This is a genomic window from Bradyrhizobium sp. CCBAU 65884 (genome assembly GCF_028128835.1).
In the GTDB taxonomy this organism is placed as follows: domain Bacteria; phylum Pseudomonadota; class Alphaproteobacteria; order Rhizobiales; family Xanthobacteraceae; genus Bradyrhizobium; species Bradyrhizobium ottawaense.
Window position 1 is genome coordinate 1 of sequence record NZ_LBJU01000059.1, and the last position, 10,736, is coordinate 10,736.

The following is a 10,736-nucleotide window of genomic DNA, read 5'->3' on the forward strand; positions in this document are numbered from 1 at the left end:
CATAGATCTCCGATTCTGGAACCCCCAGGGCGAACCCGAGTCAATCCGCCGCACCAGATATGTGCATGCCCTAGCGCGTTCGCAGGGACGACACTGAGAATGAGGCGCGGACTTCGCGCCTCACTCACCATCAGCTGCTAATTCACCCCCTGCGCCCCGCGGATCAGCTTCCCCGGCCGGCGGCCCGTGGCCTCGCCATGCCGCCGCGTCACCACGCCTGAGACGATCGTCGCCTCGTAGCCGTCGACGTCCTGCAACAGCCGCCGCCCGCCGACCGGCAGATCGTAATGCACCTTCGGCGGATGCAGGTGCAGACGGTCATAGTCGATCACATTGACGTCGGCCTTGTAGCCGGGCGCAATCAGGCCGCGATCGGTGAGGCCGACCGAGAGTGCGGTCTTGCGCGACTGCGCTGCGACCACGAACGGGATCGACAGCTTCTCGCCGCGCGTGCGGTCGCGCGTCCAATGCGTCAGCAGATAGGTCGGGAAGCTGGCATCGCAGATGATGCCGCAATGCGCGCCGCCGTCGGACAGGCCCGGCACCGATTGCGGGTCGATCAGCATCTCGCGCGTCGCATCGAGATTGCCGTCGGCATAGTTGAGGAACGGCACGTAGAGCATGCCGCGGCCCTGGTCCGACAGCATCGCGTCATAGGCGAGCTCTTCCGGCTGACGGCCCTGCTTGCGCGCCTGCGGCCCCAGCGCGTTCTCCGGCGGCTGCTCGTAATCGGGGGGATCGCCGAGCAAAAACATCTTGTCGTAGTTGGGCCGGAAGAACAGCGGATCGTCGGTGGCGGTTGCCGTCTCGCTCAGGATTGCCTTGCGCACGTCGGCCTGGTGCAGCCGCGCCAGCCGCTCCTTCAAGGGAAGATGCGCGATCGCCTTGTAGCTAGGATGGGTCTGGAACGGATTGCGCGACAGCTCGAGCCCGAGCAGCAGGCCGACCGGGCGCGCCGCGATCTGCGCGGTGATAGAGAGGCCGCGCTTGGCCGCCGCATTGATCTCGTCCAGCGTCTGGCGCCAGCGGTTTGGCGATCTGTCGTTCTGCGTGATCGAGAACGAGATCGGACACTTCGTCGTGTCGGCGACCCGCAACATCATCGGCAAGTCTTCGTGGATGGTGGATAGATCGAGCACGAATTGCAGCACGCTGCGGCCCTGGCTGTGCATCGCCCCGGCGATCGCGGTGAGCTCGTCTTCGCCGGCCTTTAGCGTCGGCGTGAAGTCGCCGGTGGAGGTGCGGTGGTTGAGCGTGCGCGAGGTCGAGAAGCCGAGCGCGCCGGAGCGAACCGCCTCGCCCGCGAGCTTGGCCATTGCGGCATTGTCCTCGGTGGTCGAGGGGTCGCGGCGTGCGCCGCGCTCGCCCATGACATAGACCCGCAGCGCCGCGTGCGGCAGCTGCGCGCCGACGTCGATGTCGAAATCGCGCTTGGAGAGCCAGTTCATGTAGTCCGGAAAGCTCTCCCAGGCCCAGGGGATGCCGGCGCTCAGGACGGGCTCGGGAATGTCCTCGACGCCTTCCATCAGCTGGATCAGGCGGGTGTGGTCGGCCGGCTTGCACGGCGCGAAGCCGACGCCGCAATTGCCCATGATCGCCGAGGTGACGCCGTTCTGCGAGGACGGCGTGATGTCCTGGCTCCAGGTGACCTGGCCGTCGTAATGGGTGTGCACGTCGACGAAACCCGGCGTCACCAGCTTTCCGCGTGCGTCGATTTCCTCGGCGCCTTTGCCAGAGACCTTGCCGACCTCGCTGATCCTGCCGCCGGTGATGGCGACGTCGGCCTCGAACAGTTCGCCGCCGTTTCCATCCGCAACGGTGCCGCCGCGGATGACGAGATCAGGGGTGCTCATGTGTTTCTTCCTGTTTTTGTTTTTCTAAGTCTTCTTTCGTCGTCCCGGACAAGCGCAGCGCAGATCCGGGACCCATAGCCACAGGGAGGAGTTTGGCGAAGACTCGTAGTTGGCAGCTTCGCTCCACAACCGCTCCCTGGGGTTATGGGTCCCCGCCCCCCGTGCGCAATTGCGCACTAGGCGGGGACGACGATTGAATTTGTGGCAGCCGCTCTCGCTCCTCAAGAACCGGCTTGTCGCTTCCGCTCCGTGAACGGGGACAGCGCCACCGTCGCCACCATGAACACCACCGACGCGCCGAACACCCAGTGTGGGGCACTCTGGTCCATGATCCAGCCGAACAGCAGCGGGCTGATGATGCCGCCGAGATTGAAGCCGGTGGAGACGATGCCGAAGGCGCGCCCCGCAGCGCCGGGAGGAGCCGCATTGCGCACCAGCATGTCGCGCGAGGGGGCGATCACGCCGGACAGAAAGCCCGCCGCCGTCATCGCGGCAGTCAGCGCCCAGCCGGGCAGCGTCACCAGCGCGATCAGCAGCACGATGGCCGCGTTCACGGCGAAGCAGGCCGCTGCGACATAGCCATGGCGTTCGGTGTGATCGGCAAGGAAACCGCCGGCCAGCACGCCGGCGGCGCTGGCGCCGAGGAATGCCGTCAGCATGACGTTGGCGGCCGAGTAGGACGTGCCATAGCCGCTCATCAGCGCGACGACGCCGAAATTGTTGATACCGGCGACCGACAGGCTGAGCAGCATGAACAGCGCGGTCAGCACGATCAGCGCCGGCGTGATGACAGCCTGCTTCGGCGCGTTCTCCGCGCCTGGCTTCTTCTTGCTGGCGCCGGCGTCGGGAATGTTCATGACGAGCAGCAGCAACGCCACCGCAATGCCGATCGCACCCGAGGCGATCAGCGCGCCGACGCCGCCCGACAGGGTGACGAGTGCAGCCACGATTGCCGGCGCCACCGCGCCGCCAAGAAACCCGGCAAAGGTGTGGATCGAAAAGGCGCGGCCCATCCGCGCCTCGTCCATGTGCTCGGCCAGGATCGCGTAGTCGGCGGGGTGATAGACGCTATTGGCGAGACCCAGCAGCACGGCGCAGGCGATCAGCGAGGCGTAGCTGAGGTGCAGACCGAGCAGGATCAGCGCGAAGCCGCCGAGCGTGAGGCCGGCCAGCAGAATTCGTCGCGCGCCAAAATGGTCGACGAGATAGCCGGTCGGCGCCTGCGTCAATCCGGACACCACCGCGAACACGGTGAGCGCGAAGCCGAGCTCGATATAGCCGACGCCGAGCTGAGCCTTGAGGAACGGGAACAGCATCGGCAGGACCAGCAGGTGGAAATGGCTGACCCAATGCGCAATCGAGATTCCGGTCAGCGTGCGTAGCGCGCTGTCCGCCTTGCCTTGCTGCGGTGCGGCGAGAACGTCGACCATTGCAATTCCGGTTTCACTCCCTGGAAGGCGCGCAAACTATCGGGGAGAGCGGTTATTTGTCCATGAACGCAGGCGCATGGCAGGTAGTGCGGGTGGGGATTCCATCCCCGCTGTCGTCCCTGCGAACGCATGCGAACGCAGGGACCCATACCGCGGGATTTATCGATTGTGACAGGTCGCAGTACCGGACGGCGATCCCCCGCCAACTTCTCCCTGGGGTTATGGGTCCCTGCGTTCGCAGGGACGACGGCGGAGAGTGGGGCGCTAGCGTCGGATCATAGCCCCCCTCAAAACGACTCGTCATCCGGACCGTAGCGGTCACGCTTGGGCGTCGCGATGTCGCCGTCCTCGTAGTCATCGTCATCGAGCGGAGGCGGGGGTATCTTCACCTTGTCTTCCGCCCGCTTTTTGTCAGCGATTTTGGGCGGCTCGCTTGGCTTGCCGATCTTGGCCATGGCTGTTCCCGGATGGTGATGCTGCATCCGATCCTATCCGGAACATATGTGTAGTTTCTGACCTATCGCAAGCAGGGCCGTCAGTGCACGAGCGGCCCGCCCGCCTTCTTCCAGGCATCCACGCCGCCGGCGATATGGGCGGTGTTGGAAAGGCCGGCCGCCTTGGCGGCGGCCACCGCCATCGCCGAGCGCTCGCCGAAGGCGCAGAAGAACACGATGCGGCGGCCGGTGGCGGCGGCGACCTCGCGCAGCATGCCGCCGGGCTTGAGGCTCTCCTCGACGGAGGGATAGGGCGTATGCAGCGCGCCTTCGAGCATGCCGTGCTTCATCCGCTCGTTGGTCTCGCGCAGATCGACCAGCAGCATGTCGGGCCGGCCGAGAATGCGGATCGCCTCGACCGCGCTGAGCGCGCGGCCTTCCTTCTCCAGCTCCTCCTGATGCAGGCCGACATGCATGTTGGCGGGCACCGCCACGTCCATCATCTTCGGATTGGGCAGCTTCAGGTTGGCCATCAGCTCGATATATTCGTCGACCGAGCGCACCTGGAGCCGCGGGTTGTAGCGCTTCTCCTCGCCGATGGTGGAGACGGTGTCGCCCTTGTAGTCGTGCGCCGGAAACACCATCGTCTCGTCCGGCAGCTTGAGCAGCCGGTTGAAGATCGAATCGTACTGGGCGCGCGAGGAGCCGTTCTGGAAATCGGTGCGGCCGGTGCCGCGGATCAGCAGCGTGTCGCCGGTGAAGACGCGGTCGCCCATCAGGTAGGAATAGGAATCGTCGGTGTGGCCGGGCGTGTACATCACGTCGAGCGACAGGCCCTCGATCGTCACCTTGTCGCCGTCGGCGACCCGCATCGCCACAACGTCGGCCTTGGTCTGGTCGCCCATCACGGTCATGCAATGGGTGCGGTCGCGCAGCTCGCCGAGGCCGGTGACGTGGTCGGCATGCAGATGGGTGTCGACCGCCTTGACCAGCTTGAGGTCGAGCTCGCGCAGCAATTGGCAGTAGCGATCGACCTTCTCCAGCACGGGATCGAGGATCAGCGCCTCGCCGCCGGGGCGGCTGGCAAGGACGTAGCTGTAGGTGCCCGAAACGCTGTCGAAGAGCTGGCGGAAGATCATGGCAGGACCCGGCATGGAACTGATCTCCAGGATTCTACTACGCCGGGGGGTGGAAAGAGAAGCAATTCACTGTGTAAGGAATGAAATTTGGAAGATTTTTGTTGCGGCTGGGCGTGATGGGGAGGCGGTTGGCCATGCCGCCGCCCACCCACAGCCGTCATAGCCCGCGAAGGCGGGCGATCCAGTATTCCAGAGACCGTCGTGGGAAACGGAGAAGCCGCGGCATACTGGATTCCCCGCTTTCGCGGGGAATGACACCGAGTGAGGGGTGGCCGTTGTGCGTCAAAAAGCTCAGGGCCTCACCACCGTATACCCATTCTCCGCCAGGAACAGGATCTGCCCGACCCCGACCTGCACCGGTGTTGCCGCGGGAATGAATTCCGGCCGCTTGCCCATCTCGCGCTCGATCGTATCCACCGTGTTGAGACAGATGTCGAAGCGCACGCCCTGCGCGATCAGGCTCTCGACCTGCTTGCGACGCTCGCTGCCGGACAACAGGAGATCGACGCCGGGGCCGAACGCGACGACCTCGATCGCGATCTTGTCGGGGTCGTACGCCTTCAAGAGATTGTTGGCGACGCTGAGCACCAGCGCCTGCTTCCTTGCATCACCGTCGGAAAGCTGCAGCACGATCCTGTGCTCTGCGAACGGCTTGTCCTGAAGCGGCACCGGCTGCGCAAATGCTGGCGGCACCGCCGTCCAGGCCAGCAGCGTCAGCAGCACCGCGCGAAACAGTTGCGCCCGCATCATCCCTGTCCTGCAATACCCGGATTGTCCTCGACGCCTCTCAGCGTCACGCCGGAGCCGAGCCGCTCCTGAAACATCCGGCCCGAGCGCAGATATTTGCCGACGACGTCCCACACCGGCGCGCCTTGCTGGCCGTTGACCGAAGCCCAGCCTGCGACCTTGTAGCGGTGGCTGGCGCTGAGCGCCTTGCCGCCATGGAGTTTCACTTCCGAGATGCGGCCGCCGATCGCGGCGGTCGGCGTGCAGGTGTAGCTGAGTCCACCGGCGCGCACCATGTCGCCGCCCTGCTGATAATAGGGATCGGCGTTGAAGAGGTTGTCGCAGACGTCTTCCAGCACGTCCTTGATCTGGGCTCCCGTCATCTCCTGCACATAGGTCTCGGGATAGGTGATCGCAGTTTCCGCGAGCAGATCCTCCATGGTCAGGGCCTGGCCCGACAGCGCGGTGACGCCCCAGCGGAACCCCGGCGACAGCGCGATCTCGGCATCGAGCTCGGTGCGGAGCGCCGTGCAGATCAGCTCGTCGACCGGCCCGGAGAAATTGCCGCGCCGATAGAGCAGGCGGTCGGGCGTTGCGATCTTCGCCGACCAGTCGGTCACATGCGGCGCGCGCAGCCTGCCAATCAGCTCGGCCATTCCGGGGTCGGGCTTCAGCAGCTCGGAATAGACCGGCAGGAGATGATAATGAATGTCGCTGACCTTGCCCTTGTCGATCGCGAGATCGAGCACGGCGAGGAATTTCCCGTTGGAGCCGGCATTGGTGACGAGCGTGGTGCCGCCGGCGTTCTTCACGGCGATGGGCTGCGGCACGGCGTCATGGGTATGGCCGCCGAGAATGACGTCGATGCCGGTGACGCGGCTTGCGAGCTTGAGGTCGACGTCCATGCCGTTGTGCGACAGCAGGATGACGGCATCGACCTTGTCGGTGCCGCGCAAGGCATCGACATGCTTCTGCAACTCCTCCTCGCGGATGCCGAAGGTCCAGTCCGGCGTGAACCGCTTGGGGTGCGCGATCGGCACGTAAGGGAAGGCCTGGCCGACGATCGCGACCCGGTGACCGCCGATCTCCTTGATCATCGAAGGCTTGAACACGCGTCCCGTGGCCTTGTCGAAGGCGGGAGCGTCGTTGAACGCGGCTTCCTCGGTCAGGAACACGTTCTGCGCCAGAAACTCGCCCTTGAAGCGCTCGAGATTGTCGCGCAGCGTCTGCTCGCCATAGGTGAATTCCCAATGCCCGGTCATCGCTTCGATGCCGAGCAGATTGGCGACCTCGACCATGTCGCGGCCCTGCATGACGTTGGCAAGCCCGGTGCCCTGCCAGAGATCGCCGCCGTCGACCAGCAGCGAGCGCTTCTCGCCGACATCGCCGCGCAAGCGGTCGACCAGCGTCTTCAGATGGGCAAAGCCGCCGAGCTTGCCGAAGCGGCCTGCAGACTTTTCGAACTCGACACAGGTGAAGGCATAGGCATCGGCGCTGTCGGGACGGATGCCGAAACGATCGAGGAAGGCGCGGCCGACCAGATGCGGCGGCCGCCCGGCCATCTCACCGACGCCGATATTGATGCTGGGCTCGCGGAAATAAACCGGGTTGAGCTGCGCATGCGTGTCGGTGATGTGCAGGATGCGCGCGTTGCCGAAGCGCTCGAGGTCGTAAATGCTCGCGGACTCAGTGCCCCGCGCAAGCCGCGGCAGACTGAGCGATGCAGCGGCAAGGCCTGCGCCCTTCAGGAAATCGCGGCGGCGGATCGCCATACCAAAATTCTCCGCGCCCTCAATGTCGCAAGACTGTTTCAGTTAAGGCCAGTCTAGCGGATTTCCATCGCCTTCCAGGCTTCTTTTTCAGAGGTCGCCTGGAAGATCGACGCCTTTGCCAGCGCCTCGGCCTCCTTGGCTGCGGCGGTGGCGCGGTCGAAATCGCCGCCATCCGCCGCTTTCCTGGCCGCGGCCAGCGTCGAGACGGTCACGGTCCACTGGTTGCGCAAGCCGGCAGCCTCCTTCGATGCGGCTTCAGCGGTGGCATAGGCCGCCTTGTAGTCCGCTTCATTTGCCGCGCGCGCCGCTGACGCGACGCCGAGCGCCAGCAGCATGGCGAGGGGAAGTGACCGCTTCATGGCCGCGCTCCCGGTCCTGATATCGGCAAGCCGTTGGCAACATAGGACAGGAAATATTCGACGTCGCGATATTCGTCCGATTGCGGCTCCAGCGGAACCGCGCGGGTCTGGCTGTTGCAGGTGACGAAGCGGCGGCTGGTCGTGCCCATGCCGCTCCATTCGGAGCGGTAGATCGGCATCGCGTTCAAAATGCCGAGCGCCGGCGCCAGGATCTCGGCGCGGATGCGCTCGCCCGGGCTCTGCACATGGCAGCTGGCGCAGGAGAAATTCATCTGGCCACGTCGCGTGTAGAAATAACGCTTGCCGTTCTCGAACGCGGCGAGCGCGCGGGGATCATCGGGGATCTTGATGTCCATCGGCTTGCCGCGCGAGGTGAAGGCCATGTAGGCGGTGAGCGAGGCCATCTCGTCCTTGACGTAGGAGTAGGGCGCCTCGCCATTGGCCTCGCGGCAGCGGTTGAGCGCGAGCTCCAGCGTGACGACCTTGCCCTCCTTCTCGTCGAAGTAAGGATAGTTCTGGCGGATGCCGACGCCCCCGTTGGGGAAGCAATCGGCATAGGTCTTGCCGTTCTTGAACGGAGTGGCAAACATCTCCTTGCCGGCATCGAGCGCGAACTCATAAGGAGGGAATTCCTCCTTTTCCTGCCACTGCCGCTTCATGTCCGCGTTCATGGAATACGGACCGTTGACGAAGTCCTCGTGCTTCACATCGGGAAACTTCTGGAAGAAGAAGTTCTGGAACGCCTTGGCGTCGGCAACGGGATCGACCTTGTCGGCCGCGACGACGCGCGGAGAGGTGAGGGCGAACGCCACGAGCGCGGCGCTGAGCGAGCCAAGCAGCAGGGCAGATCGGGTCTTCATCACGAAATCTTCGCGGTGGTCGTATCCGACGCACCCTTGTTGTCGGTCCAGGAGATCTTGAGGTCGTCGCCCTTCTTGGCGCCTTTGAAGCTGAATTTGACATAGGGGTCCTTGGAGACCGCAGTGCCCCAATCGGCGACGAAGACGTCCTTGCCGTTACATTCGAATTTCAGCTGCTGGATGAAGTGCGCGGGGATCAGCTCACCCTTGGGATCCTTGACCAGGCCGGTATCCATGGGGTGCTGGATCAACGCCTGCACCTCGGTGATGTCGCCATTGGATGTTGCGCGCACGCGAATGCTTGATGCCATCGGACCGATCCTCCTAGCCGCCGCAGCCGCCGACGGTGACCTTCACTTCCTTGGTGGCGCTGTAGAGCTTGCCGTCAGCCTCGACGATGGCGACCAGTTTGGTGGTCTTGGCCATTTTCAGCCGGTTGGCGACGCCCGGAATGGTGCCGTCGGCGATCTTGTAGGACGCGGCAAGCGCGTACGGGTTCTCGGTCACGAAGAACGAGATCGAGGTGACCTTGTCGAGCGTCGTCGTCACCGACACCGGCACCACGCCACCGTTCTCGGCGATCTCGGGCGCATCCAGCTTGACTTTGTCCGAGGGCTCGGCGGTCTTGCCATAGAGCGCCTTGATCGCGTCGGCCTCGTTCTTCTGCTTGAAGGCCTCTTCCGGATATTTGTCGTTGGCCGCGGCGCGCGCGGGCGTCGCCGCGAACGGCAGATTGCCAAGGCCGAGCAGCACGACAGAGGCCGCGCCCTGAAGGATCAGGCGCCTTGTCGCAAGCGGGCCGGTGGTCGTGGTCATCTCAAGTCTCCTGGGCAGCCGGCCGTTACAGGGTCTGCAGGAAATCAACGATCGCGCTGATCTCCTGTTCGGTCAAAATCCGGTTCCGGCCGAACGGCGGCATCATGGTCTGCGGATTGCGCTTGGTCTCGTCGAAGATGATCGCGGTCAGCTCGTTGCGATCGGGGTATTTGGCCTTGAGGTCCTTCAGTTCCGGCCCGATTGTTCCCGGCAGGTCGCCCCCCTTGATGACGTGGCAGGTCAGGCAATTGCCCTTGCCGCGATCGAAAGCGAGCTTCTGGCCGTCGGCGACAGCGGATTGTGCCCGCGCCGGAGCCACAGCCGCGCCGGCGGAGAGGAGCAGCGCCACCAGGACGGCAAGCTTGCAATGAAAGGCGGTCAAGGCATCGTCCCAAGCGTTATGTCGATGATCTCGTTTGCGGAAATATAAGCGTTCCAAAGCACAAAGGGCATCGTCTGACAATCAAGACTATGCACGCGGCAAAATGGAGTTAATATCCTGCGCATTGCAACCGATGAGACAGTTTGTTCATCCCAGCAGGTTGGCACTAGCAAATTATTCTAGGGCGTTTGGCCCTTACGGGCCGTCTTTTCTGTTTCACATTTATTGGGGACTGACTTGGCTGAATATGTCGTCGAATTTGGCAGGGATGGCGGACGGGTCGAGCCCGATGGGCGGCTCGATGCGCCGGCGTTCCATCGCAACCACCTGCCCATCTGGGCGGCGCTGGAAAAGCACCTCACCGGGCTGACCGGCAACGTGGTCGAGCTCGGCAGCGGAACCGGCCAGCACGTGGTCCATTTCGCCCGCCACACGCCCGGCCTGATGTGGTGGCCGAGCGACCTCAACCAGCGCCACCTCAAGAGCATCGAGGCCTGGCGCGTCCATACGGGCCTCTCGAACATCCGCAGCCCACTGCGGATCGATCTCACCGATCCCGACTGGTGTCCGGAGATGAAAAGCGGACAGGCGCCGACGAGCCTTGCGGCGGTGTTCTGCGCCAATGTCATCCACATCGCGCCCTGGGCCGTGGCCGAGGGCCTGTTCGCCGGCGCCGGCCGTTACTTACGCCCCGACGGCAAGCTGTTCCTCTATGGCCCGTTCAAGCGCGACGGCAAGCACACCGCGCTCAGCAATGCGGTGTTCGACACCTCCCTGCGTGAAGGCAATCCCGACTGGGGCGTGCGCGACATCGGCGATGTCGAGACGCTCGCGAAGGCTGCGGGTCTTCGCCTCGTCGATACGATCGACATGCCCGCGAACAATCTGACGCTGGTGTTTGAGCGGTAGGAAACCGTCATGCCCGGGCTTGTCCCCGGCATCCACGTTCTTCGTGCAGCAAGGCA

Annotated in this window: 12 protein-coding genes; 1 reads left to right on the forward strand and 11 read right to left on the reverse strand. The window is 64.3% G+C overall.

The features are described from left to right. Positions 1–137: 137 nt before the first annotated feature. The 11 genes from XI03_RS02030 to soxX all read right to left on the reverse strand — a co-directional run bounded on the left by XI03_RS02030 (position 138) and on the right by soxX (position 9,741). Positions 138–1,853 (reverse strand): N-acyl-D-amino-acid deacylase family protein, encoded by a 1,716-nt coding sequence (locus tag XI03_RS02030; RefSeq protein WP_038970732.1) that lies wholly within the window; start codon positions 1,851–1,853, stop codon positions 138–140. Between the two features lie 221 nt (positions 1,854–2,074). Next, positions 2,075–3,283, reverse strand: coding sequence for an MFS transporter (locus tag XI03_RS02035; protein WP_028139701.1), 1,209 nt, complete (start codon positions 3,281–3,283; stop codon positions 2,075–2,077). Between the two features lie 287 nt (positions 3,284–3,570). Beyond that, positions 3,571–3,738: a hypothetical protein gene (locus tag XI03_RS02040; RefSeq protein ID WP_162832267.1), complete on the reverse strand. Its 168-nt coding sequence runs from the start codon at positions 3,736–3,738 to the stop codon at positions 3,571–3,573. An 80-nt stretch (positions 3,739–3,818) separates the two neighbouring features. Further along, on the reverse strand, positions 3,819–4,856 hold the full coding sequence (locus XI03_RS02045; RefSeq protein WP_028139702.1) for an MBL fold metallo-hydrolase: 1,038 nt from the start codon (positions 4,854–4,856) through the stop codon (positions 3,819–3,821). 291 nt (positions 4,857–5,147) lie between these two features. Continuing rightward, positions 5,148–5,606 (reverse strand): DsrE family protein, encoded by a 459-nt coding sequence (locus XI03_RS02050; protein ID WP_271591164.1) that lies wholly within the window; start codon positions 5,604–5,606, stop codon positions 5,148–5,150. Further along, on the reverse strand, positions 5,603–7,354 hold the full coding sequence (gene soxB, locus XI03_RS02055; protein WP_095424996.1) for a thiosulfohydrolase SoxB: 1,752 nt from the start codon (positions 7,352–7,354) through the stop codon (positions 5,603–5,605). Before soxB ends, XI03_RS02050 begins: the two co-directional genes overlap by 4 nt. 53 nt (positions 7,355–7,407) lie before the next feature. Then, positions 7,408–7,713: a hypothetical protein gene (locus XI03_RS02060; protein ID WP_271591165.1), complete on the reverse strand. Its 306-nt coding sequence runs from the start codon at positions 7,711–7,713 to the stop codon at positions 7,408–7,410. After that, the gene (soxA, locus tag XI03_RS02065; RefSeq protein WP_271591166.1) at positions 7,710–8,573 is read right to left on the reverse strand and encodes a sulfur oxidation c-type cytochrome SoxA; all 864 of its coding nucleotides are present in this window, start codon (positions 8,571–8,573) and stop codon (positions 7,710–7,712) included. Before soxA ends, XI03_RS02060 begins: the two co-directional genes overlap by 4 nt. Continuing rightward, a complete protein-coding gene (gene soxZ / locus XI03_RS02070) occupies positions 8,573–8,884 on the reverse strand; it encodes a thiosulfate oxidation carrier complex protein SoxZ (protein ID WP_028139707.1) in 312 nt (103 codons plus the stop codon). Before soxZ ends, soxA begins: the two co-directional genes overlap by 1 nt. 13 nt (positions 8,885–8,897) lie before the next feature. After that, positions 8,898–9,389: a thiosulfate oxidation carrier protein SoxY gene (soxY, locus tag XI03_RS02075; RefSeq protein ID WP_271591167.1), complete on the reverse strand. Its 492-nt coding sequence runs from the start codon at positions 9,387–9,389 to the stop codon at positions 8,898–8,900. 25 nt (positions 9,390–9,414) lie between these two features. Next, positions 9,415–9,741 (reverse strand): sulfur oxidation c-type cytochrome SoxX, encoded by a 327-nt coding sequence (gene soxX, locus XI03_RS02080; RefSeq protein ID WP_085968002.1) that lies wholly within the window; start codon positions 9,739–9,741, stop codon positions 9,415–9,417. Positions 9,742–10,008: 267 nt separating this feature from the next. Here soxX and XI03_RS02085 point away from each other — a divergent pair, with 267 nt between their 5' ends. Continuing rightward, positions 10,009–10,680: a DUF938 domain-containing protein gene (locus XI03_RS02085; RefSeq protein WP_271591168.1), complete on the forward strand. Its 672-nt coding sequence runs from the start codon at positions 10,009–10,011 to the stop codon at positions 10,678–10,680. The last annotated feature ends 56 nt before the right edge of the window (positions 10,681–10,736 follow it).